At 66.3% G+C, this 24,146-nt stretch carries 22 protein-coding genes; 11 read left to right on the top strand and 11 right to left on the bottom strand.

Annotated elements, in window-relative coordinates; translation table 11 throughout:
* The first annotated feature begins 17 nt into the window (after positions 1–17).
* The 6 genes from AC1RSI_RS01345 to AC1RSI_RS01320 all read left to right on the top strand — a co-directional run bounded on the left by AC1RSI_RS01345 (position 18) and on the right by AC1RSI_RS01320 (position 11,854).
* A complete protein-coding gene (locus AC1RSI_RS01345; RefSeq protein WP_230307583.1) occupies positions 18–3,179 on the top strand; it encodes a TonB-dependent receptor in 3,162 nt (1,053 codons plus the stop codon).
* Between the two features lie 71 nt (positions 3,180–3,250).
* Entirely contained in the window at positions 3,251–4,780 is a 1,530-nt protein-coding gene (locus tag AC1RSI_RS01340; protein WP_008262805.1) for a tryptophan halogenase family protein, read from the top strand.
* 8 nt (positions 4,781–4,788) lie between these two features.
* Positions 4,789–6,333, top strand: coding sequence for a tryptophan halogenase family protein (locus AC1RSI_RS01335; RefSeq protein WP_008264259.1), 1,545 nt, complete (start codon positions 4,789–4,791; stop codon positions 6,331–6,333).
* A 66-nt stretch (positions 6,334–6,399) separates the two neighbouring features.
* Positions 6,400–7,440, top strand: coding sequence for a LacI family DNA-binding transcriptional regulator (locus AC1RSI_RS01330; protein ID WP_198004296.1), 1,041 nt, complete (start codon positions 6,400–6,402; stop codon positions 7,438–7,440).
* 219 nt (positions 7,441–7,659) lie between these two features.
* Entirely contained in the window at positions 7,660–10,149 is a 2,490-nt protein-coding gene (locus AC1RSI_RS01325; protein WP_419178329.1) for a TonB-dependent receptor, read from the top strand.
* Positions 10,150–10,159: 10 nt separating this feature from the next.
* A complete protein-coding gene (locus AC1RSI_RS01320) occupies positions 10,160–11,854 on the top strand; it encodes an alkaline phosphatase D family protein (RefSeq protein ID WP_035305594.1) in 1,695 nt (564 codons plus the stop codon).
* Here AC1RSI_RS01320 and AC1RSI_RS01315 read toward each other — a convergent pair.
* The 6 genes from AC1RSI_RS01315 to AC1RSI_RS01290 are packed head-to-tail and all read right to left on the bottom strand — an operon-like array spanning position 11,838 to position 17,275.
* Positions 11,838–13,082: an MFS transporter gene (locus tag AC1RSI_RS01315; protein ID WP_196066343.1), complete on the bottom strand. Its 1,245-nt coding sequence runs from the start codon at positions 13,080–13,082 to the stop codon at positions 11,838–11,840. The two genes, AC1RSI_RS01320 and AC1RSI_RS01315, sit on opposite strands and share 17 nt — an antisense overlap.
* A gap of 10 nt (positions 13,083–13,092) precedes the next feature.
* Positions 13,093–15,006, bottom strand: coding sequence for a 1-deoxy-D-xylulose-5-phosphate synthase (dxs, locus tag AC1RSI_RS01310; RefSeq protein ID WP_196066344.1), 1,914 nt, complete (start codon positions 15,004–15,006; stop codon positions 13,093–13,095).
* Between the two features lie 57 nt (positions 15,007–15,063).
* Positions 15,064–15,969, bottom strand: coding sequence for a polyprenyl synthetase family protein (locus AC1RSI_RS01305; protein ID WP_008261771.1), 906 nt, complete (start codon positions 15,967–15,969; stop codon positions 15,064–15,066).
* A gap of 5 nt (positions 15,970–15,974) precedes the next feature.
* On the bottom strand, positions 15,975–16,316 hold the full coding sequence (locus AC1RSI_RS01300) for a tRNA-binding protein (protein ID WP_035305605.1): 342 nt from the start codon (positions 16,314–16,316) through the stop codon (positions 15,975–15,977).
* A complete protein-coding gene (locus AC1RSI_RS01295) occupies positions 16,313–16,564 on the bottom strand; it encodes an exodeoxyribonuclease VII small subunit (protein WP_008260204.1) in 252 nt (83 codons plus the stop codon). The genes AC1RSI_RS01300 and AC1RSI_RS01295 overlap by 4 nt, the downstream gene beginning before the upstream one ends.
* Positions 16,565–16,612: 48 nt before the next feature.
* On the bottom strand, positions 16,613–17,275 hold the full coding sequence (locus tag AC1RSI_RS01290; RefSeq protein WP_008258932.1) for a histidine phosphatase family protein: 663 nt from the start codon (positions 17,273–17,275) through the stop codon (positions 16,613–16,615).
* Between the two features lie 197 nt (positions 17,276–17,472).
* Between AC1RSI_RS01290 and AC1RSI_RS01285 the strand changes: the two genes are divergently transcribed.
* The 5 genes from AC1RSI_RS01285 to AC1RSI_RS01265 are packed head-to-tail and all read left to right on the top strand — an operon-like array spanning position 17,473 to position 20,355.
* The gene (locus AC1RSI_RS01285) at positions 17,473–18,000 is read left to right on the top strand and encodes a GNAT family N-acetyltransferase (protein ID WP_154725756.1); all 528 of its coding nucleotides are present in this window, start codon (positions 17,473–17,475) and stop codon (positions 17,998–18,000) included.
* A gap of 14 nt (positions 18,001–18,014) precedes the next feature.
* A complete protein-coding gene (locus tag AC1RSI_RS01280; RefSeq protein WP_154725757.1) occupies positions 18,015–18,299 on the top strand; it encodes a nucleotidyltransferase family protein in 285 nt (94 codons plus the stop codon).
* Positions 18,292–18,630, top strand: coding sequence for a HepT-like ribonuclease domain-containing protein (locus AC1RSI_RS01275; protein WP_154725758.1), 339 nt, complete (start codon positions 18,292–18,294; stop codon positions 18,628–18,630). The genes AC1RSI_RS01280 and AC1RSI_RS01275 overlap by 8 nt, the downstream gene beginning before the upstream one ends.
* The gene (locus AC1RSI_RS01270; RefSeq protein WP_154725759.1) at positions 18,630–19,808 is read left to right on the top strand and encodes a vWA domain-containing protein; all 1,179 of its coding nucleotides are present in this window, start codon (positions 18,630–18,632) and stop codon (positions 19,806–19,808) included. The genes AC1RSI_RS01275 and AC1RSI_RS01270 overlap by 1 nt, the downstream gene beginning before the upstream one ends.
* A 46-nt stretch (positions 19,809–19,854) precedes the next feature.
* The gene (locus AC1RSI_RS01265; RefSeq protein WP_154725760.1) at positions 19,855–20,355 is read left to right on the top strand and encodes a hypothetical protein; all 501 of its coding nucleotides are present in this window, start codon (positions 19,855–19,857) and stop codon (positions 20,353–20,355) included.
* A gap of 76 nt (positions 20,356–20,431) precedes the next feature.
* Here the strand turns inward: AC1RSI_RS01265 and AC1RSI_RS01260 are convergent, their stop codons facing one another.
* The 5 genes from AC1RSI_RS01260 to AC1RSI_RS01240 form a co-directional block, all read right to left on the bottom strand.
* The gene (locus AC1RSI_RS01260) at positions 20,432–20,611 is read right to left on the bottom strand and encodes a CsbD family protein (RefSeq protein ID WP_035305613.1); all 180 of its coding nucleotides are present in this window, start codon (positions 20,609–20,611) and stop codon (positions 20,432–20,434) included.
* Positions 20,612–20,696: 85 nt separating this feature from the next.
* Positions 20,697–21,140, bottom strand: coding sequence for an NUDIX domain-containing protein (locus tag AC1RSI_RS01255; protein ID WP_008262403.1), 444 nt, complete (start codon positions 21,138–21,140; stop codon positions 20,697–20,699).
* Between the two features lie 13 nt (positions 21,141–21,153).
* Complete coding sequence (locus AC1RSI_RS01250) at positions 21,154–22,194, bottom strand: sensor histidine kinase (RefSeq protein WP_154725761.1); 1,041 nt, start codon at positions 22,192–22,194, stop codon at positions 21,154–21,156.
* Complete coding sequence (locus AC1RSI_RS01245; protein ID WP_154725764.1) at positions 22,191–22,592, bottom strand: response regulator; 402 nt, start codon at positions 22,590–22,592, stop codon at positions 22,191–22,193. Before AC1RSI_RS01245 ends, AC1RSI_RS01250 begins: the two co-directional genes overlap by 4 nt.
* Positions 22,593–22,612: 20 nt before the next feature.
* Entirely contained in the window at positions 22,613–24,139 is a 1,527-nt protein-coding gene (locus AC1RSI_RS01240; protein ID WP_035305615.1) for a sensor histidine kinase, read from the bottom strand.
* Positions 24,140–24,146 lie beyond the last annotated feature (7 nt).

The following is a 24,146-nucleotide window of genomic DNA, read 5'->3' as shown; positions in this document are numbered from 1 at the left end:
TGAGGAGGGAAAACGAGATGAGAATCCACAAGAGGCCCATGCTGGCGGCCTTGATGGCGAGTTCGGCGCTTGTCGCGCCGGCCTATGCCCAGACCGCGGAACAGGCGCCGATCCCGGCGCCCCAAGACCCGACCGAGGTCGGCGAAATCGTCGTCACCGGCATCCGGGCGTCGCAGGCCCAGGCCATCAACATCAAGCGCAACGAATCCGCTCTGGTCGACGCCATCTCGGCGGAAGACATCGGCAAACTGCCCGACGTCACCGTCGCCGACGCCCTGCAGCGTATTCCGGGCATCCAGGTGCAGCGGTCCGCGGGCGAGGGTTCGACCGTCAACATCCGCGGCCTGCCTCAGGTGATCACCCTGCTGAACGGTGAACAATATCTGGCGCCCGGCAACCTGGGTACGGCCCAGCCGAACCTGAACGACGTGCCGTCGCAATTGATGAACTCGATCGTCGTGTTCAAGTCGCAGGACGTGTCGAACGCCCTTTCCGGCATCTCCGGCACCATCGACCTGCGGACGCGCCGCCCGATGGACTTCGACTACGGCCCGACCGTCTTCACCGCCGCCGAGTATCAGACCGGCGAACGCACGGCGGAAGACGACTATCTGGTCAACGGCCTGCTGAACTGGCGCGGCGACCGGCTGGGCGTGATGATCTCGGGGGTGATGAGCAAGTCGAACCTGGGCAATAACTATTCGGGCATCAGCCAGAGCGTTCTGGGCAACAACGACTGGAGCGGTCCTGATTCCACCGATCCCAACTGGATTTCGCCTCATGGTTACGACAGCTTCAGCCGGGCCGTTGAGCGCGAACGCTACAGCCTGAACGGCGCCTTCCAGTTCGACATCGAGGACGGCGTCCGCCTGACGGCCGAGGTCTTCTACACCCACCAGCAGGAATACAACCGCGCCGCCGGCCTGAACATCTCGAACCGCTGGAGCGGGCTGGGTTGGACGACGCCGACAGACTTCGTCGAGACCGGCGTGAACGGCGGCCCCAATGGTCTGCCCTGGTTGAATGTCAGCGAATACGACCTCGACGTCTGGTGGATGAACTCATTCACCGTGAACCGGGCGACCGAGAACGAGTCCAAGAACTTCAATCTGGAGCTGGATTACGACAAGGGCGGCCCGTTCACCTTCAGCGCAAGGGCCATCAAGGCCGAAGCCAACCTGGAGAGTATGAACGGTCAGGTCCAGGGCGATCTGTCCAACTGGGAATACGGTCCTGATCGTACCTTCACCCTGTTCCGCCAAGGCGCGGACCGGACGCGCGGCACCTTCTATCCCGCCTCGATCGCGGCGCTTTATCCCGCCTCGCGCTATTCCAACGGCGTCGTCGGCAGCCAGGGCGGACGTTACATTTCGCCCAACCCGTTCGGCTATGGCGCGGACCCGCAGTTGCACATCAGCCAGACGGGCTCCAGTCTGGCCTGGAGCGGTTTCGACACGCCGCTGCCGGGCGGTCTGGGGACCGTGCCGCTGACCGACTACATGTCCAATCTCGATTCCTACACGGTCGGCGCCTATTCGTCGGAAGGCAACCAGCGCAACAACTCCGACCTTACCGTGGTGCGCTTCGACGGCGGCTATGAGTTCCAGGACACGCCGCTGTTCGGCTTCGTCAACAAGATCGACGTCGGCGTCCGGCACAGCGGCCGAGAGGTCGAAATCCGCAACTTCCACCTGTTCTCCGACTTCTACGCCGGACAAGGCGCAGGGAACCAGGCGGGCTGCGCGGCCCAGTGGAAAGCCATCGACGTCGTGATGGACAACACGCAGTGCCAGTCGGGTGAGTTCGTCACCAACCCCGGCTTCAACGCGTCGCTTCCGGTCGATGCGACGCCAAACAGTTGCACCGCTGGGACCGTCGCGAACACCCCGACCTGCTTCCAAGGCTATACGGTCAACCGTCCGACCTTGCTGCGCGAGAACAACAACACCTATTTCATGTCCGACTACGGCTCGATCACCTCAGGCCTGCCGGGCGTGTGGGTGGCTGATCCGCGCGACTTCGACGACGTGCGCGCTTTCCAGGAGCGCGTGTTCGGCAACGCCTACGAGGTCATCATTCCGGGCAACACTTATGACGTCGATCTGTACGAGGACAGCGCCTACACCAACTTCGCCCTGGGCTTCGGCAATCTGACCGGAGACCTGGGCGTGCGGATGGTGCGCACGGAACTGCGGGCTCGCCAAAATCTGACGGGTGATACGCGTGCCTATGGCGACACCAACAACGACGTCGGCGACACCATCTCGAGCCGAAGCTATACGGACTGGCTGCCGACGGCGAACTTCCGGTACGATTTCACCGACAAGCTGAAACTTCGCGCGTCCTACGCCAAGACGATGATCCCTCTGGATCTCGGCAACTACGGCGGTGGCGTGACGATCTCGACGGTGGACTCCCTGGGTCCGACGCCAGACGATCCCAGCGCCCCGCCCCTCGGCATCCGACGCGTCACCGGCGCGACCATCGGCGGCACGGTCGAACTCGATCCCTGGCGCTCGACGAATTACGATCTGGCGCTGGAGTATTATTTCGGCCCGGCGACCATGTTCAATGCGGGCATTTTCCGCCTGAACATCGAGAGCTTCGTCAAGCGCGAAACCGTGCCCCTGAGCGGCTCCTATCCTGACGGCGACGGCATCATTCGCCGCATGGTCGACGTCAATCGCCCAGTCCAGGGCGAGGGTGGCGAACTGCAGGGCGTCGAACTGGGCGCCAAGATCGGCCTGTCGGACTTCATCGACACGCCGATCTGGAGCGATTTCGGCTTCGACGGCAGCTATACCTATTCGGACAGTTCACAGAACGCGCAGAACCTGTCGGGCGAGGACCTGCCCTTCCCCGACAACTCCGAGCATTCGATGAACGCCGCCGTCTGGTACCAGGGCGACCGTCTGCAGGTTCGTGTGGCGTGGAACTATCGCACGCCGCGACTGGCCAACACCTTTGGCGCAATCCCGATCTACCAGGATACGTCGCAGTACGTGGACGCCAACATCACCTATGACGTCAACGACATGGTGACCGTCTACGCCAACGGCTCGAACGTCTTCGGTGAAATCGAGGAATACTACTTCGAGTTCGAACCCGGCCAGAAGCAGTTCCACAGCCGCAATCAGTTCGAGCCCCGTTACATGCTCGGCGTGCGCGCTCGCTTCTGATCTCTTCCTGAGCAGACTGGCCGGCGACATTCGTGTCGCCGGCCTCTTTTTTCGCGTATTGGTATTCGTCCATGGATGAGATCGACGATCCTCGCATCCGTTCTGTCGTCATCGTCGGCGGCGGCACCGCCGGCTGGATGACGGCTGCGGCCCTGGTCCAGCATTTCCGCACTGCGCCGCTGAAGATCACCGTGGTCGAGTCGTCCGACATCGGCACGATCGGCGTGGGCGAGGCGACCATTCCCACCATCCGTCGCTTCTATGGCCAGTTGGGGCTGCGCGACGACGACGTGATGCGCGCGACCCAGGCGACCTGCAAACTGGGTATTCGTTTTCTGGACTGGTCCGGGCCGGGCTCGGACTTCATCCATCCCTTCGGCCTGTATGGACAGGACGTCAAAGGGATCGGCTTTCATCACTACTGGCTGAAACAGCGCCGCGCGGGCGACGCCGCTCCGCTGGCGGCCTATTCGCTGGGGGCGGCGCTGGCCGCGGGCGGCAAGTTCACCCTGCCCTCGCCCCATCCGCCGTCGCAGTTGTCGGTGTTCGACTGGGCGCTTCATCTGGACGCCGGCCTGTTCGCCCAGCATCTGCGCGCCTATGCCGAGGCCGGGGGCTGCGCCCGGATCGACGCCCGCATCCGCTCGGTCGAGCTGCGGCCCGAGGACGGTTTCGTGCGCGCCTTGACCCTGGACGACGGACGCGAGGTCGAGGGCGATCTTTTCGTCGACTGCTCGGGCTTCAAGGGGCTGGTGATCGGCGAGGCGCTGGGCGTCGGGTTCGAGGACTGGGGCCGCTGGCTGCCGTGCGACGCCGCCTATGCGGTGCAGAGCGAGAACCGGCCCGGCGACGCGCCGGCGCCCTTCACCCGCGTCACCGCCCGATCGGCCGGCTGGCAGTGGGGGATCCCGCTGCGACACCGGGCGGGCAACGGACTGGTCTTCTCCAGCGCCCATCTGAGCGACGATCAGGCCCTGGCCGAGCTTATGCCACACCTGCTGGGCGATCCGCTGACGGAGCCGCGCCGCATTCCCTTCCGCCCCGGTCGGCGATCGCAGGCGTGGGCCAAGAACTGCGTCGCCATAGGTCTGTCGTCCGGCTTCCTGGAGCCACTGGAGAGCACCAGTATCGCCCTGATCGAGACCGGGATCGAACGGCTGAAAGCCCTGTTCCCCGACCGCCGCTTCGCCCAGCCGATCCTGGACGAGTTCAACGACCAGACCGCGCGCGAGATGGAGCGGGTCCGCGACTTCATCATCCTGCACTACAAGCTGAACCGGCGGACCGACACGGACTTCTGGCGCGACTGTCGCGAGATGCCGGTCCCCGAGACGCTGGAGCGCAAGATCGCCCTGTGGACCGCGCGGGGCCAGTTCGTCCGCTATCGGTGGGAAATGTTCCACCCGGCCAGCTGGCTGGCCATCTATGACGGCTTCGGCCTGTACCCCGACCATCATGATCCCGCCGTGGACGCCATGGACCCGGCCTATCTGGCGCGCAGCCTGGCCGAGATGCGCGCCAATATCGCCGATCTGGTCGCCCGCACCCCCGAACACGCCCAATTCCTGGCGGGGCTAGACCCTGCCGCCTCCGCCGCATGAGACCCGACATGGACCAGCCCCGCCGCCCCCTGAAGAAGATCTGCATTGTCGGCGGGGGCACCGCCGGCTGGGTCGCCGCCGCCCTGATGGCCGAACATTTCAAGGGGCGGATGGCCGAGATCGAACTGGTCGAGTCCGACGACATCGGCACGATCGGCGTCGGCGAGTCCACCGTGCCGCCCTTTCTGGAAATGCTGAAGCGGCTGGGCATCGACGAGCGCGACTTCATCCAGAAGACCCAGGCCAGTTTCAAGCTGGGCATCCAGTTCGAGGACTGGACGCAGAAGGGCGAGAGCTATTTCCACCCGTTCGGCGCCGTTGGGGTTCCGGTGGATATCAGCGACTTCTATCCGGTCTGGCTGAAGGCGCGGATGAACGGTTATGACCGGCCGCTGATGGATTTCGCCGCTGCGGCCCGGATGGCGTCCCAAGGGCGTTTCATGCTGCCGTTCAAGGCCCAGCGCACCCCGATCGGTGGCGCGTCCTACGCCGTCCATGTCGATGCGAAACGGGTGGCCCGTTATCTGCGCGACTTCGCCGAGGCGCGGGGCGTCAAACGCACCGAGGGGATCGTCGAGGATGTGATGACGCGGCCCGACGGCTTCGTCAGCGGGCTGAAGCTGAAATCGGGCCAGACGGTCGAGGCGGACTTCTTCATCGACTGCACCGGCTTCCGCGCCCTGCTGATCGGCAAGACCCTTGGCGTCGGCTATACGGACTGGTCCGAATGGCTGATGTGCGATCGGGCCATCGCCGTCCAGACCGAGAATGTGGGGCCGCCCACACCCTATACCCTGGCTCAGGCTCAGGACTGCGGCTGGCGCTGGCGCATCCCGTTGCAGCACCGCACCGGCAACGGCCATGTCTTCTGCAGCCGCTACATGTCGGACGACGAGGCGACGGCGCGCCTGTTGGCGCAGGTCGAAGGGCGGCCGGTGGTCAATCCGATGGTGGTGCCGTTCAAGACCGGAGTGCGCGAGAAGATCTGGGACAAGAACGTCCTGTCGCTGGGTCTGGCGAGCGGGTTTATCGAACCGCTGGAATCGACGGCCATCCACCTGATCTATCGCGGCATGGACTTCCTGTTCCGCCTGATGCCGGACCTGGACTGCGATCCGAACCTGGCGGCCGAGTACAATCGGCGGATGACGGTGGATTACGAGGAGATTCGCGATTTCATCATCCTGCACTACGCCCTGACGCGGCGGGACGACACGGCCTTCTGGCGGCAATGCCGCGACATGGTCCTGCCCGAAGGGCTGCAGCACAAGCTGGAGGTCTTCCGCGCCAACGGCAGCCTTGTCGAGGCGCTGGACCCGTTGTTCCGCAATGTCAGCTGGTATGCGGTGATGGACGGCATGGGAGTGAGGCCCCGGTCCTATCCGCCGCTGGTGGACCGGATCGATTCCACCGGCCTGACCGACGAGATGGACCGCGCCGCCAATATTCTGAACGCCTTCGTCGCCGACCTGCCGACGCATCAGGCCTTCATCGACACCCATTGTCCAGCCCCGTCGGTGGACCTGCCCGCCCCATTGGCCGTGCCGGCCTGATACCGGCGTGCTTGCCTTCGCGCGGCCAAGGCTGACACAATGGCGCAGGGGATAAGGGATCAGAGTTTGCGTCGCGCCGTCACCATCAAACACGTCGCCGCCGAGGCGGGCGTTTCGCTGCAGACCGTGTCGCGGGTCATCAACAACGAGCCGAATGTTCGACCGGTTGTGCAGGAGCGTGTACGCGCCGCCGTGGCCAAGCTGGGCTATGTTCCCAGTCTGGCGGCGCGGCGAATGGGGGGATCACGCTCCTATCTGCTGATGGCGCTGAACGACCGAGACCGGACCATCGAGGGCTGGAAGTCCGGCGAGGGCACCGACTGGGTCGATCAGATGCTGATGGGCGGCATGCTGAAGTGCGAGGCCCACGGCTATCGGATGATCTTCGAACTGGTCGACACCCATTCGGACCACGTCGATGCGGCGGTGCGCGGGGCCATCGCCGCCCTGCACCCCGACGGCGTCATCCTGACCCCTCCCCACTCTGAGAACCCGGCCATCACCGGCCTGCTGAGCCAGCTGGGCCTGCCCTTCGCCCGGATCGCCTCGATCGCAGAAGGGGACGGATTCGCGGTGTCGATGGACGACGCCAAGGCGGCCGCCTTTGCGACCGACCATTTGCTGGGCCTGGGCCATGTCCGCATCGGCTTCATAACCGGCAGCGAGGAATATGCGGTCAGCGGGGCGCGGCTGGAGGGGTATCGCCGCGCCATGTCGGCCTCGGCGCACGGCCTGGACGAGACGCTGGTCGCGCGCGGCGATTTTTCCTACGAGTCCGGCGTCGCCGCCATGGAGACCCTGCTGGCCCTGCCGTCGCGGCCCACCGCCGTTCTGGCCAGCAACGACCGCATGGCCCACGCGGCCCTGCGCACGGCCAGACGGAACGGCCTGGCGGTCCCTGCCGACCTGTCGGTCATCAGCTTCGACAACACGCCCCTGGCCCGGTTCGCCGACATGACCGCCGTCATTCAGCCTATCGCCGAAATGAGCGCGGTCGCCGCCGAACTGCTGATCCGCTCCACGGCCGGCGACGCCGAACTGCCCCGGCAGAGCATGGTCGATTTCGGCTTCGCCCCCAGAGGCTCCACGGCGCCGCCGACGACCTGATCCGTCGTCCGGACCCGCTCGGCCAAACGCCCGACGCCGCTGTCGTCGCGGCCTGGGCGGTTAATGAAACGTACACGGCTTAATTGTCTTTCATCCGCCGCCTCAACGTCATGCATCGGCGTTCGCAGTGTCGCCTCGGCGACATCACCGCCGGTTACTGATCGCCGTTCAGGCCAAGCTTGGGGAAAAACGATGGCGAGTGAATTCAAGACGCGGCTTATGGCTGCCGCGGCGCTGACCGGCGTGATGGCGGCGGCGCACGGGGCCCAGGCCCAGTCGGCGGAGCCGGCGACGCTGGACGAGATCATCGTCACGGCCCAATTGCGCGCACAGAAGACCATTGAGGTCCCGTTCGCCCTGACCGCCTATTCCGGCCAGTTCCTGGAAGACCTGGGCATTCAGGAGTTCGAACAGCTGTCGGCCTTCGTGCCCGGCTTCCTGGTGCAGAACCAGTCGCCCAACAACCCCGGTTTCGTGATGCGCGGCATCACCTCCGACTCGGGCGCCGCCACGGCCGAACCCCGCGTCTCGGTGTTCCAGGACGGCGTGTCGATCTCCAAGTCGCGCGGCTCCTATGTCGAACTGTTCGACCTGGAGCGCGTCGAGATCGCCAAGGGTCCGCAATCGACCCTGTACGGCCGCGGCGCCCTGATCGGCGCCGTCAACCTGGTCCAGAACCGCGCTCAGCCGGGTGAGACCGAAGCCTACGCCAATATCGAGGCCGGCAACGAAGACTATCGGATGGTCGAGGGCGCGCTGAACCTGCCCGTCGGCGAGACGGGAGGCCTGCGCCTCGCCACCCGCCTGAAGACGCGCGGCGGTTCGGTCGAGAACCTGCTGGGCGGCGAAGACTATAACGCCATCGAGACCAAGGCCGTGCGTCTGTCGGGCGCCTGGGCGCCGTCGGACGCCATGCGGTTCGACGTGATCGGCAACTATCAGAACGACCACGCCTCGGGCACCTCGTTCAAGTCGATCGCCTACGAACCGGCCGATCCGAACACCGGCGCGGTGTTGGGCGGCAAGGAGCCCTGGGAGGGCGCGGCCCTGACGCCGGGCGGCGATTTCGACGGCGGCAAGACGCTGGGCCTGAGCCGCGAAGTCTGGGGCGTGACGGGTCTGGCCCGGATCAATCTGAATTCGGCCTGGACCCTGAACTCGACCACCGCCTATCGCGAGTTCGACAACTACGAGACCTTCGACGCGGACGGCGTCTCCCTGCCCATCCTGACGGCGGCGGAAGAGACCCATGGCGAACAATGGAGCCAGGACCTGCGCCTGGGCTTCGACAACGGCGGTCGCCTGACGGGCTTCGTCGGCGCCGGCTGGTTCCACGAGGAAGGCTACCAGCGCGCCCCGGCCCAGTTCGACGAACGTCTGGTTCTGGCACAACTGGCCGGGCTGCTGGACGGATCGCCGACGGCGGTCGGCGACAACACCCTGCCGCTGTCGGTCTATCCGACGGTGGCGCGCAACGTGCTGACCTCTATGCTGACGCCGTTGGGCGCCGGCGCCTACGCTGCTCCGATCACCGCCAATCTCGACTCGAACCATATCGAGACCTCGACCAACAGCTCGGAACTGACGTCCTATGACGTCTTCGCCGACGCCACCTACGCCTTCACCGACAAGTTCGAAATGTCGGCTGGCGTCCGCTACACCCGCGACGACAAGACCACCGGCTATGCCAGCTCGGTCGATAGCCGGTCGGCCCTCGGCGCCCTGCTGGCGATCCAGGCCGGCGCGATCCCGGCGGCCCAGGTGCCGGCCTTCCTGGCCGCCATGGCCAATCCGGCCTTCGCCAACCTGCCCGCCAGCGTCTTCCCGCTGTTCGGCCTGACATCGCAGCCGACGGCCAACAACGGCGATTTCTCCTACTATGACTCGGAGGACGACGGCGTCACCTGGCGGGTCACGGCCCGCTACGAACTGACCGACGACACCAATGTCTACGCCAACTATGCACGGGGTCGGCGTCCGGAAGTGATCAGCGCCTCGGGTCCGTCCGCCCCCGGCGGCGCGGCGCGCTTCAGCCCGGTCGATGCGGAAACGGTCGACAGCTACGAGATCGGCGCCAAATCGGCCCTGCTGGACGGGCGCCTGCGCGTGGACGGCGCGGTCTTCATGTACAACTACGAAAACTTCCAGACGACGATCCAGCAAGGCACGCAGTTCATCACCACCAACGCCGGCGAAGCCAAGTCCTACGGCTTCGAGGGCCAGGCCAACTTCGCCGTGGCCTCGATGCTCGACCTGTTCGCCACCTACGCCTACAACCACTCGCGCTTCGAGAACGGCATCTACGACGGCAACAAGTTCCGGCTGTCGCCGGACAACGCCGCGTCGATCGGCGCGACCTGGCGCCTGCCGGTGACCGGCGGCGAGATCGAGGTCCAGCCGACCTACACCTGGCAGTCCAAGGTCTTCTTCGAGGACGACAACGACCGCCCCGACCTGCAAACTGTGGCGAGCGGAGCCTTCGTCGCCGACCTGATCCAGGACGAATATCAGGACGCCTACGGTCTGTTGAACCTGCGTATCCGCTACACCCCGGACTCGACGAACTGGGGCGTGGAAGCCTTCGGCGAGAACATTCTCGACGAGGAATACATCAAGGACGCCGGCAACACCGGCGACGCCCTGGGCATGCCGACCTTCATCGCCGGTCGCCCGGCGGCGTACGGCCTGGTGTTCAAACTGAAACTCTGAGGATCGAACGATGAATCTGGATCGCCGCAGCCTTCTGGGACTGATCGGCGCGGGGGCGGCGACGCCCGCCGTCGCCCAGACCGCCCATGCCGGTCAGGTCGCCTTCCTTCACGGGGTGGCCAGCGGCGATCCGGATCAGCATTCCGCGGTCTTCTGGACCCGCGTCACCCCGGCCGATCCGTCGGTCGGGGAGATTGCGGTGGTTCTTGAAGTGGCCAGGGACGCCGACTTCACCGACATGGTGCGTCGCTTTACCGACCTGACCGCCCGGGCCGAGCGCGACTTCACCGTCAAGCACGACCTGAACGGTCGCGGCCTGGAGCCGGGTCGGGAGTATTTCTATCGCTTCATCGCCAATGGCGTGACCTCGCCGGCGGGTCGGGTCCGCACCCTGCCCCAGGGCGCGACGCCGCAGGTCAACCTGGCCGTGGTGTCTTGCCAGCTCTATCCGGGCGGCCTGTTCAACGCCTATGAGGCCATCTCGCAGCTGGACCGGTTGGACGCCGTCGTTCACCTGGGCGACTACATCTACGAATACGGCGCGGCGCCGGGCGACTACGGCATGGCGACGGGCGCGCCGCTGAACCGGGCGCCCCTGCCGCCCCACGAAATCATCAGCCTGGCCGACTATCGGACGCGCCACGCCCAATACAAGACCGATCCCGATCTGCAGGCCGCCCACGCCCGCGCCGCCTTCATCTGCGTCTGGGACGACCACGAGGTCGCCAACGACGTCTGGATGATGGGGGCCGAGAACCATCAGCCGGCGACCGAAGGCGACTTCGCCACGCGCAAGGCGGCGGCCCTGCGCGCCTATTACGAATGGATGCCGATCCGCGAGGCCAAGGCCGGCGCGATGAAGGAAGCGATCAACCGCAGCTTCCACTTCGGCGATCTGGCCAGCCTGCACATGGTCGAAACCCGTCTGACGGCCCGCGCCGAACAGATGGACTTCGCCAACATCCCCAAGACCGCCGACGGCCGCCCGGACATCGCCGCCTTCGAGGCCCAGCGTCAGGAGCCGTCGCGCGACCTGCTGGGCGAGGGTCAACGCCGCTGGCTGGGCGAGGCCATGAGCCAGTCCAAGGCCGCCGGTCGTCCGTGGCAGATCCTGGGCAACCAGGTCGTCATGGCCCGGGTCAAGGGCCCGAACATCGAACAGATGCTGCCGCCCGCCCAGGTGGCGCAGATGATCGCCAGCCTGCCCGCCGATATCCAGCCCCAGGTCGAGGCCGCGATCCAGCTGTTCAAGCTGGGCCTGCCGTTCAACCTGGACAGCTGGGACGGTTATCCGGCCGGTCGCGAGCGTCTGTACGAGACGATGAAACAGGCGGGCGTCGAGCCGATCGTCCTGGCCGGCGACAGCCACGCCTTCTGGGTCAACGAACTGTATGACAACGGCGGCCAGCGTCGTGCGGTCGAGTTCGGGACCTCGGCCATCTCCAGTCCGTCTCCCGGCGACATGGTCGGCGGCCTGCCGCTGGGCCTGGCGCTGGAAGCCGCCAATCCCGAGGTCAAGTTCTGCGACCAGGCGTCCAAGGGCTATGTCCTGCTGACCCTGGACCGGGATCAGGCGGTGGGCGAACTGCGCGCCGTCTCGACCATCCTGGCCAAGCCGTATCAGAACAAGACGGTGAAACGCTATCGGTTGGCTCAGACCGCGACCGGTCTGGGTCCGCTGGAAGACGTCACCGAACCCGCCTGATCGAGGCCACCGCCAGGGTCGCCCCGCCGAAACAGGCGGCGGCGGCCAGGAACAGGCTGCGGAAGTCCAGACCCAGGTTCTCCAGCAGGACCAGGGCGATCAGGGGCGCGATCGCCTGGGGCAGTGTCACGGCCAGATTGATCAGGCCCAGGTCCTTGCCCCGGTCCTCGACCGAGGGCAGGACATCGGTCATCAGGGCGATGTCGATCGCGCCATAGCAGCCCTGGCCCACGCCATAGAGGGCGAAGGCGACGACCACGGTGGTCCAGTCCTGCGTGGTCGCCAGCACAGCCGCCGCGATGGCCAGCAGCACCCCGCCGGCGATGGCGAGCGGCTTGCGCCGCGTGATCCGAGAGCCGCCCATGGCGACGACGGTGCTGACCCCGACCACGCCCACGACGGCGATGGCGGTCAGCAGCGAATGGCCGGCCTCGGCCGAGCGGCCGGGAAACAGGATCGGAAAGCCGATGGCGTCGGCGATGTAGAAGAGCAGATAGAAGGCCACCAGCGAATAGCCGGTCACCACCAGGAACCGATAGGTCCAAGCCAGGGTGAAGTCGCGAACGGCGAAGGGGTGCAGCAGGCTGGGCAGAGAAAACCCTGACAAGGGCGCCCGCACCCGGTCGACGGGCGCCGGATCCTCGCGCGACAGCAGGGCGAAGGGCACGGTCGCCGCCAGGACCACGGCGGCCAGGGTCGCGAACCGCGCGACCTCGCCCTGCGGCCCCCAGGCCATCACGACCGAACCGATCATGGCGGCCAGCGGATAGCCCATGCCCATGACCGCGGACATGGCGCTGCGCCGGTTCTCGGGCACACGGTCCGCGAACAGGGCGATCAGAGGGGCCAGCAGGATATTGAAGGTCAGTTGGAAAGCGACCAGGCCCAGCACCAGGCCCAGCGGGGTCGAGGACTGCTGGATGGCGGCGTAGCTGCCGACCGTCAGCACCGCGCCGACCACGATCCAGGGGCGCCGCCGGCCGTGCCGCGACCGGGTCCGGTCGCTGAGGGCGCCGCCGACGATATTGCCGAGCCCGGCGGCCATACAGCCCCAGAACAGGGCCTGGCTGAGCAACGGCCCCTTGGCCTGACCGTCGATCATCTCGGCGTGGAGGGGCGCGAGCACCTGAAGCAGGGGCGCCACGCCGATAAAGGCGCCGATATAGGCGACGGCGTAACCGATCAGGAAGGCCGACCCGACCGGCCGGGGAGACACGCCGGCGGTCATGCTGCGGGTCTCAGGCCCGGGCGGCCCGCGCCGTCTCGACGCCCAGCGCGCGCAAGGCGGCGGCGGCGATATGGTCCGCGTTGAGCCCCGCCAGAGCATACATGGCGGCGGGGGCGTCCTGGTCCTGGAAGACGTCGGGCAGGTTCAGGGTGCGGACCTTGAGACCGCGATCCAGCGCGCCCTTTTCGGCGAGCAGTTGCAGCACGAAGGCGCCGAAGCCGCCCATGGCCCCCTCCTCCACCGTGATCAGGGCCTCATGCTCCCGCGCCAGGCGCAGGATCAGGTCGGCGTCCAGCGGCTTGGCGAAGCGGGCGTCGGCGACGGTGGCGGACACGCCCCGGGCGGCCAGCAGATCGGCGGCCTTCAGCGATTCCTGCAAGCGGGTGCCCAGGGACAGGATGGCGACCGACGTCCCCTCGCGCACGATCCGGCCCCGGCCGATCTCGAACGGGGCTGCCAGTTCCGGGATCTCGACCCCGACGCCGTCGCCGCGCGGATAGCGGAAGGCGCTGGGGCGGTCGTCGATGGCCAGGCTGGTCGAGATCATGCCCGCCAGTTCGGCCTCATCGGCGGCGGCCATCAGCACCATGCCGGGCAAGGCGCCCATGAAGCCGATGTCGAACGACCCGGCGTGGGTCGCGCCGTCTGCGCCCACCAGACCGGCCCGGTCCATGGCGAACCGCACCGGCAGCGACTGGATGGCCACGTCATGGACCACCTGGTCATAGCCGCGCTGAAGGAAGGTGGAATAGATGGCGCAGACCGGCTTCATCCCGTCAGCGGCCAGGCCGGCGGCGAAGGTGACGGCGTGCTGTTCGGCGATGCCGACGTCATAGGTGCGGTCGGGGAAGGCCTGGCCGAACAGGTCAAGCCCCGTGCCCGAGGGCATGGCGGCGGTGATGGCCACGATCGAGGGATCCAGGGCGGCGTGCTTGATCAGCTCGGTCCCGAACACCTTGGTGTAGCTGGGCGCGTTCGACACGGACTTGGCCTGTTTGCCCGAGACCACGTCGAACTTGACCACCGCATGGAGTTTGTCGGCGCTGCTCTCGGCCGGGGCGTAGCCCTTGCCCTTCTGCGTCACGACATGGACCAGCACCGGCCGGTCCTCGATGGCCGCCGCCTTCTTCAGGATCGGGACCAGATTCTCCATGTCGTGCCCGTCGATGGGGCCGACGTAGTAGAAGCCCAGCTCCTCGAACAGGGTGCCGCCGGTGACCATGCCGCGGGCGTATTCCTCGGCCTTCTTGGCCGCGTTGCGGAACGGGCGCGGCAGGTGCTGGGCGACCGAGCGGCCCAGGCGGCGGACGTTCTGATAGGCGCCGCCGGACACCAGACCGGCCAGATAGGCGCTCATGCCCCCGACCGGCGGGGCGATGGACATGTCGTTGTCGTTCAGGATGACCATCAGCTGACCATTGGTCGCCTCGGCGGCGTTGTTCATCGCCTCATAGGCCATGCCGGCCGACATGGAGCCGTCGCCGATGACCGCCACGACCTTGTTCTTCTCGCCCTTCTGGTCGCGTGCGGCGGCGAAGCCGAGGGCGGCGCTGATCGAGGTCGAGGCGTGGGCGGCGCCGAAGGGGTCGTACTCGCTCTCGCTGCGCTTGGTGAAGCCCGACAGGCCGCCGGGCTGGCGCAGGGTGCGGATGCGGTCGCGACGGCCGGTCAGGATCTTGTGGGGATAGCACTGGTGGCCGACGTCCCAGATCAGGATGTCCTTGGGCGTCTCGAACACATGGTGAAGCGCCGTAGTCAACTCGACCACGCCCAGGCCCGCGCCCAGGTGGCCGCCCGTGACCGAGACGGCGTCGATGGTCTCGGCCCGCACTTCTTGCGCCAGCTGTTTCAGCTGGGCGATGTCGAAGCCCCGCATGTCGGCGGGAAACTTGACGGTGTCGAGAAGCGGGGTGTCGGGCATCAGCCGGGAAAACCTTGAAAGTCTGATCAATCAACCCCTGGGGGAGATCAATGTTTCGTATCAGGACCGGCGCTTTAGCACAAAGTCCACGCTCGCCTTGAGGATTTCCGCCTCGTGCCCGAACGGCTCCAGGTGAGCCCTGGCCTGGTCAGACAGGTGCGCGACCCTCTGTCGCGCCGCCTCGAGCCCCAGCAGGGTGACGAAATTGGTCTTGCCCAAGGCCGCATCCTTGCCGCCGGCGGCCTTGCCCATTTCTTCGGCCGAACCTTCCGCATCCAGAAGATCATCGACGATCTGATAGGCCAGGCCGACATCGTGGGCGAAGCTGATCAGGGCGTGCTGGTGCTGGGCCGAGGCCTCGGCGATGATCAGCGGAATCTCGAAGGCGTAGGCGAACAGGGCGCCGGTCTTCAGCCGCTGCATCCGGGCGACGCCGCCCAGATCGTCGCGCACGCCCAGCAGGTCGATCATCTGACCGCCGGCCATGCCCCGCGCGCCCGAGGCCATCGACAGCCGCGCCGCCAGTTCGCACCGCACGACCGCGTCCTCGTGGGTGTCTTCGTGCAGGATGATGTCGAAGGCCGCCGTCTGAAGCGCGTCGCCGGCCAGGACCGCCGTGGCCTCGTCATAGGCGCGGTGGACCGTTGGGCGCCCACGCCGCATGTCATCGTCGTCCATGCACGGCAGGTCGTCGTGCACCAGGCTGTAGGCGTGGACGCATTCCAGGGCGCAGGCGGCGCGCAGCACCGACCGTTCGTCGATATTGAACAGGCGCGCGGCCTCAAGCGCGAAGAAGGGGCGCAGCCGTTTGCCGGGGCCCAGGGCCGCGTAACGCATGGCCTCGGTCAGGCGGGCTTCCGGTCCGTCGGCGCGCGGCAACAACTGGTCCAGCGCGACCGTGACCAGATCTGCGACCTCGGCCACCCGGTCGATCACGGCCTGTTCGGGCGAATTGGCGGCGAGCATAGGGGTCAAAACAGTCGCCCGCCCAGCGGCAGGTCGCGGTCCACCCCGACCAGCACCACCTCGCCGTCCGCATCGGGAAAGCCGAGGGTCAGAACCTCGGACTTCACCGGCCCGATCTGGCGCGGCGGAAAGTTGACGACGGCGGCGACCTTGCGGCCTTCCAGTTCTTCCAACGTGTAGTGGCGGGTGATCTGGGCCGAGGATTTCTTGACGCCGATCTCGGGGCCGAAATCGATCTGGAGCTTGAACGCCGGCTTGCGCGCCTCAGGAAACGGCTCGGCCTTGACGATCCGGCCGACGCGAATATCGACCTTCATGAAGTCGTCGAAGGCGATGGTCGGCGTCATTCGAACGACGCCGCCTCGACGCCCTTGGCCTGGCCGTCCGGTCCAACGACGATCTTCTCGACGCGCAGCTGGGCCGCCTTCAGACGGGCCTCGCAATGGGCCTTCAGCTTGGCGCCCTCTTCGTACAGGGCGATGGATTCCTCCAGCGGAGCCTGGCCTGATTCCAGGCGTGACACGATGGTCTCCAGGCGCTGCAGGGCGTCTTCGAAGCTGAGGTCGGCGGGGATGGCGGCGGCGGTATCGGTCATGGCGCGGACCCTAGAGGGGGTCGAAGCCTGCATCAACGGTGGATGCGGCTATCGCTTCTCGTAGCGGCGCTGGGACCAGTATTTGAAGCCCTGATTATGCACCAGTTTCCAGCCGTCGGCCTTCAGACGGGCGCCGACCATGTGATTGAAATAGCCGTGGGCGAAGACCAGCACGTCCTGGCCGGTTTCGGCGCGGGCGATCAGCTTGCGCGCCGCCTGTTCGGCGCGGGCCTCGGCCTCGGCGCGGGTTTCCTGGCCGCCGTGGTGGTCGAAGGCGTGCCACCAGAAGCGCGACACCACGCCCCACCATTTCGGCGACAGCTTGATCCAGTCGGGAATTGGCGGCGGCGGCAGGGGCGCCTCGATGAACAGGACGTCCGACATGACCTCACGCCCGGCGGCGGCGGCGGCGGCGGTCTCCTGGGCGCGCTGGCGGGTTGAGGCGTAGATGGCGCCGGCGCCCTGGGCGGTGGCGACCAGTTCGGGCGGCGGAGTCTGGCCGGCCAGCAGGCCGCCGATCTCGTATTTGGCCCACCAGTCGCCGTACTGACGCGCGGTGATCAGGCATTTGCGCGACAGGGCCGGCTCGCCGTGGCGCGTCAGGGTGATGGCGCCCGGCCGCAGAGCCGTTACAGCGCCGGACTCAGTCGATCCTGCGGCCTGCGGCGCAGGCTGATCGGTCGAATCGAGGGACAGGGCGGGGGATGACATGGCGATCGGACGGCCCTTAAGTTTCAAGGCTTTAAACGTCCTATTCCTCCCCGAGCGCGGCGACGTGTGCGACCGCGGAGCGGCCTAGTCCTTCAAGGTGGTAACCGCCCTCGAGCGCGGACACAACCTTGCCCGAACATGTCTGCGCGCCGCCTGTCGGCGGTGACGCGCGCCTCGCCCCATTGTAGAGCCGGATCATGACCGAGACTCTGATCCGCCCTGCCCGCCTCGAAGACGCCGAACCCCTGGGCGCCCTAGGTCGCCGGACCTTCATCGACACCTTCGTGACCGGATTCGCCATCCCCTATCCAGAGATGGACCTGAAGGCCTTCCTGGACGCCAGTTTCGATCCCGAACCGACGTTGAAGAAGCTGACCGAACCCGGCTGCGCCTGGTGGGTGGCCGAGCGGGACGGCGCCCTGCTGGCCTTCGCCAACGCGGGTCCCAACGGCCTGCCCCACCCCGAGGCGCGCCCGGAGCACATGGAGTTGCGCCGCCTCTATGTGTCGAAGGCCGCGCAAGGCCTGGGCGTGGGCACGAAACTGCTGACCCTGTCGCTGGACTGGATGGAGGCCCATACCCAGGGGCCGCTTTGGATCGGCGTCTGGAGCGGAAATGAAAAGGCCCAGCGTCTGTACGCCGCCTATGGGTTCGAGAAGGCGGGCGAATACGAATACCCGGTCGGCGCCTGGCGCGACCACGAGTTCATCTTGCGACGCGGATAGACTATGGTGCGGGCATGACCCGCGCCGAACTGCTGGAAAAGCTGCGTGAGCTGAAGCCCTGGCTCGAGGAGCAGGGCATCGTGAACCTGCGCCTGTTCGGCAGCTACGCCCGCGACGAGGCGGGACCCGACAGCGACGTGGACCTGCTGGTGGATACTTCCAGGCCCATGGGCATCGAGTTTCTGACCACGGAACGCCTGCTGGCCGAAAGACTGGAGACGCCGGTCGAGTTCTGTTCCTGGGAAGTCATGCGGCCCTATGTCAGAACGAAGGTCGAGAAAGACCTGATCCTTGTCTGACGAAGCCGACGCGAACCTGATCGCGGAAATCCTGGACGCCGCCGGTCGTGTAAATTTCTACATCGCGTCTGAAGGCGGGGAGGGCTTCATGCGTCAGACGCTGGTTTATGACGCTGTCTGCATGAACCTGTTGCGGACGGGAGAATGCGCACGCTTCCTGAGCGACGACTTAAAGACGCGCCTGCCAGACATTCCTTGGCCCGACATCGTCAGTCTGCGGAATCGTGTGGCGCACAGTTATGAGATGCTGAAGCCGGACGTTCTATGGCTGATCGCCAGCGTAAGCTTGCCAGAGCTGGACCAGGCGCTCCGCAGCCTGAGCGACATCTGATGCTCCTCCCCTTCTTCACCGCCCTGCGCGACGCCAAGGTTCCGGTGTCGATGAAGGAATGGCTCCATCTGATGGAGGCCATGGATCGCGATCTGGCGGGGCGTGAGATCGAGGCCTTCTATCACCTGTCGCGCGCGGTGCTGGTCAAGGACGAGAAACACTATGACCGGTTCGACCAGGTGTTCGGGACCGTGTTCAAGGGCGTGGAATCGATCGGCGCGGGCGAGGATCTGACCACCGACATCCCCGAGGACTGGCTGCGGCTGCTGAACGCGAAATACCTGACCGACGAGGAGAAGGCGCAGATCGAGGCGCTGGGTGGGTTCGACAAGCTGATGGAGACGCTGAAACAGCGGCTGGAGGAGCAGAAGGAACGCCATTCCGGCGGCTCGAAATGGATCGGCACAGGCGGGACCAGCCCCTTTGGTCACGGCGGCTATAATCCTGAGGGGGTGCGGATCGGCGGGCCGGGCAAGCATGGCCGGGCGGTCAAGGTGTGGGAGAAGCGCGAATTCCGGAACCTTGACGACACGGTCGAACTGGGCACCCGCAACATCAAGGTGGCCTTGCGCCGCCTGCGCCGGTTCGCGCGCGAGGGTGCGGCGGAAGAACTGGACATCGACGGCACCATCGACGGCACGGCGCGCCAGGGCTGGCTGGATATCCAGATGCGGCCCGAGCGGCGCAACACGATCAAGGTCTTGCTGTTCCTGGACATCGGCGGGTCGATGGACGGCCATATCAAGCTGGTGGAGGAGCTGTTCTCGGCGGCCCGGACCGAGTTCAAGAACCTGGAGTTCTTCTACTTCCACAACTGCCTGTACGAAGGCGTCTGGAAGGACAACCGGCGGCGTCACACCGAGCGGATCCCGACCTGGGACCTGCTGCACAAGTATCCTGGGGACTGGCGGGCCATCTTTGTCGGCGACGCGACCATGTCGCCCTATGAGATCACCATGCCGGGCGGCTCGGTCGAGCACTGGAACGAGGAGGCCGGCGCGGTCTGGATGAAACGCGCCCGTCAACAGTGGGAAAAGTCGATCTGGCTGAACCCGGTGCAGGAACGATACTGGAGCTACACCGCCTCGGTCGGCCTGCTGCGCGAGGTGATGGACGAGCGGATGTTCCCCCTGACGCTGGAAGGCCTCGACAAGGCGATGCGCGCCCTGACAAGGTAGATTTCGCGTTCGAAGCGAACGCGCCCCATCACGAAGGGCCTGACCGATGATCGCCGCCGCCTTCGCCCTGCTGTTGATACAACAGACCGCCCCCTCGGTCGTATGGGAGGCGCCCGCCGCCGAGACCGCTGCGGAGACGCCGGTCGCGGCGCCCCGACATACGGTGCCGGAATGGGGCCTGGCGGATCCCTTCGGCTATGAGCGGGCGCGCTGCAGCCCCCAACTGCGCGGCGCCAGGACGCTGGAGGACTGTCAGGCCGAGGTGCGTGGACAACTCGCCTTGGCCCTGGGTGAGGATTTGCCGGATGCGCTGCGACCCGTCGGCATGGCGGGCGATTGCCAGATGACGCAGGCGACGGAGCGCGGATCGCCCTATGGCCTGCAATGCGGGCCGCAGTCGCGGACGCCCGCTGCGTCGTCCACCCCGCAGGAAATGGATTGTCGCCCCCGTCCCGTCGAAGGCGGTTTCAGCTCCGAGTGCCGGCCGGTCGATGAGGCCAAAAACAAGGGTCTGTCGCTACGTCTTTGGGGCGGCAAGGACGACTGAAAACAGGGTCCGCCCAAACCGAAACGCCGCCCGCTTTCGCGGACGGCGTTCGGGCGGTTACGGATCGGGGGAAGGCTTACTTGTCGTCTTTCAAGCTGTCCTTCACGCCGCCGACGGCGTTCTGGACCTTGCCCTCGACCTGATCGGCCTTGCCTTCGGCCTGCAGCTTGGAATCGCCGGTCAGCTTGCCCGCGCCTTCCTTGATCTTGCCGCCCATGTTCTTGGCGGAGCCTTCAATACGGTCTTGATCAGCCATGGGAATTCTCCTTTTCGAGCGGCGCTGTCATAGCGCCGCGACGTGCAGGAAGAACGGGATGGCCGCGAGGCTTGTTCCGTAAGGCTCAGCTTGCGCGACGCAGCCAGACCGCCACCGCCCAGGCGTGAGCGTCGTGCCGCAGGCGCGACAGGGCGACGGTCGGGTCCAGCCAGACCAGAGTGTGATCGTCCTCGCATTTGGCGTCAGGATTTTCGCCCGTGACCACGCCGGTCCAGAAACCGCCGATGTTGCACAACGGCTCGCCATTGCTCTTCAGGTGATACTGGCCCGCCTCGGCGATGCGGTTCAGCGGCTTGACGTCCAGGCCGGTCTCCTCGACGAATTCTCGCACCAGGGCCTGAACCTCGCTCTCGTCCCCGTCCACGGCCCCGCCGGGCAGGTCGAAATAGGCTCCGGTCGTCCGCTCGACCCGCACGCAGGCGATCAGGCCGTCGCGTTCGACGACGCCGAACGCCGTCGCCCGGTGGCGGTAGTCGATTGCAGGATTGCGAACGCCGAACTGAAGCATGACTAAACTGACCCTAGAGGTCGAAGGCCAGCCGGGCGCGCACGCCCTTGTGGGCGGCGTCGAACTCGACGGCCGAACGCAGGCCCGAGGCCATGGCCGAGATGATCTTGCCGCCCAGGCCCGTGCCCTTGGGCGCGCCGTCGCCCAGGCCCGGACCGTCGTCCTCGACCGTCAATATGGCGCGATGTTCGCCCTCGGGCTGCAGCTTGATGCGGATTTCGCCGCCCTGCCCCGGCAGATAGGCGTATTTCACGGCGTTGGTGACCAGTTCGGCGACGACGACGCCGAGGGACACGGCCTGATCCGTCGTCACCCACATCGGCGCGGCGTCCACGACCAGGCGCGGCGAGCCTTCGCCCGGACCGACGGACTTGGACAGTTCGTGCATCAGGCCTTCGAGATATTCATCCATGGCCACCCGGCTCATGTCGCCCGAAGTGTAGAGGCGGCGATGGACGTGGGCCACGGCCTCGATCCGCGCCTGGCATTCCCGCAAGGCCTCGCGCGCGCCCTCGTCGGTGATCTGGCGCATCTGCAGGGACATGAAGCTGGACACCAGTTGCAGCGAATTGCCGACCCGGTGATTGACCTCGCGCAACATGGCCTCGGCCCGGTCACGGGCCAGACGGACTTCCTCCTGCGCGATGTCGTTCTCACGCTGCAGCCGGCGACGCAGCACGGCGTCTTCCAGGGCCGACCGCAACAGGGAGGTGAAGTCTTCCGACACGTCCTTGATGACATAGTCCGCAGCGCCCGCACGCAGGGCGGCCACAGCGATCCGGCCCTCCTGGGCGCCGGTCACGTAAACGACCGGAGGCGGCGCGTTCAGGGTCAGGATGTCCGGCAGAACGTCCAGCCCGTCGCGGCTGGGCATATAGTGGTCCAGGGCGCAGACGTCGTATTCATGGGCCGCAAGCAGCGCCAGCCCGGCGTCACCATCGGGCGCGCAGGTGACGGCGAAGCCGTGGCGGCTCAACTCCTTCTCGACCAGCCGCGCCAGCCCGCGGTCATCGTCGATATAGAGCAGTCGAATGGCGCCGGAGATTGCGGTCACTCGATCTCCGGGGCCTGCATCACCGACAGGAACAGACCCAGTTGGCGGATCGCGCCGGCGAAGGATTCATAATCGACCGGCTTGGTGATGTAGACGTTGCAGCCCAGGTCGTAGCAGCGCTGGATCTCGACCTTGTCGTCCGTGGTCGTCAGAACCACGACGGGCGCGCGCTTCAGTCGGTCGTCGGATTTCACCTTCTCCAGAATGTCGGTGCCCGACATATCCGGCAGGTTCAGGTCCAGCAGGATCAGCAGCGGGCCGTTGGCCAGGATTTCCGCACTGAACAGATAGTCGAGCGCCCCGCCGCCCTCGTCGAAATGCTTGATCTCGTTGCTGATATTCGCACGGCGAATATTCTTCTCGATCAGTTTGGCATGACCGTGGTCGTCTTCGACCATGATGATTTTGACGGGTTGCGTCACAGCACGCCTCCGGGTTCCGACAGGATCAGTCGTTTGGGGAATTTCAGAAGGAAAGTCGAGCCCTTGCCAAGCTCGGACTCCAGATCGATGACCCCGCCGATCCTGCGCACGCTGTTGCGCACGAAGGCCAGGCCCAGTCCCTCCCCGGCGCGGTCCTGCTTGCCCGAACGACGGAACAGTTCGAAGATTCGTTCATGGTCCCTGGGCGCGACGCCGCGTCCATTGTCGGCGACCCGATAGACGATCCAGCCGCCGGGGACCTCTTCGCCCGAGACGACGATCTCGCCCGGCCGGCCGGCGTCCAGATATTTGACGGCGTTGTCGATCAGATTGCCCAGGATCTGTTCCATCGACAGACGGTCGCTCTCGATCGGCGGCAGGCTTTCGACGACGATCCGTGCGCCGGAGGCCTCGGTCTGATGGTGGACGCTGTCGGCGATGTTCTGGGCCATGGCGGTCATGTCCAGCCGCTCCGGCGCCAGATTGCGCCGCCCCTCGCGCGACAGTTTCAGGATGGCGTTGATCAGCCGGTCCATCTTTTCCGTGGAGGCCCGGATGAAGCCCAGGGCCTCCGGCATGTCCTCGCGCACGGCCGTGACGACGTCGGCGCTGACCGGGCCTTCGGCCTCCGCCTCGCGGATCGCCGCATCGATCACCTTGCCGGCCTGCTCCAGTTCGGAGGTGTAACCCATGACATTGACCAGGGGCGCGCGCAGATCGTGGCTGACGATATAGGCGAACCGCTGGATCTCGTCGTTGGCGCGGGTCAGGGCGGCGGTGCGGTCGCGGACCGTGTCCTCCAGGCCGGCGTTCACCGCATCCAGTTCCTCGCGCGCCCTCTGGATCTCGCCGACGTAGCGACGCACCATCCAGGCCGACAGCAGGGCCAGAATCAGCACCAGAAGGCCGGTCATGGCGTTCATCAACACCGTGACGAAGGCGGATCGCTCGGAGGCATGGGTGCGGTCGGCGATGCGGGCGGACTTGAGGGCGTCGAAGTCGTCGATGGCCACGCGCAGTTCGTCCATGTAGCGCTTGCCTTCGCCGGAGCGCACGGACTGGATCGCCTGCCCTATGCGACCCGCGCGCGCCAGGGCCAGCGTGCCCTCCATTTCTTGAAGCTTGGCGTCCGCCAGGCGTCGTATGCGCGCCACCGGCTCCTCCAGGACAGGGTCGCCGACCACGCCCTGCTCCAGAAAGCTGAGGGCCGGCTCCCGCTCCGCCCTTGCGGCCTCGAAGGGCTGCAGGAAGTCGCTCCGTCCGGTCAGCAGAAAGCCGCGCTGCGCCGTCTCGGCGTCCAGCATGGAGATCAGGACGGTGCGCGACGCCCGCCGCATCTGCTGTGCATGTTCGATCGTGTCGTTCACCGTCGCGGTGCGCCGGATCATGACGAAGGTCGAGATATTCACCGTAAGCAGCAGGACGAAGGCCAGGATCAGCAAACCCGAGACGGATCGCACAAGCGACGGCGTCCGCAGGAAGGTGCTGAAACGCGACCAGTTCTGGCTTTGTCGAGGTGTCATGCCACGG

It is taken from the genome of Brevundimonas sp. GW821-FHT10E09, assembly GCF_058809375.1.
Note: the sequence above shows the minus strand (reverse complement) of the source record. Positions and strands in the feature narration are given on the sequence as shown.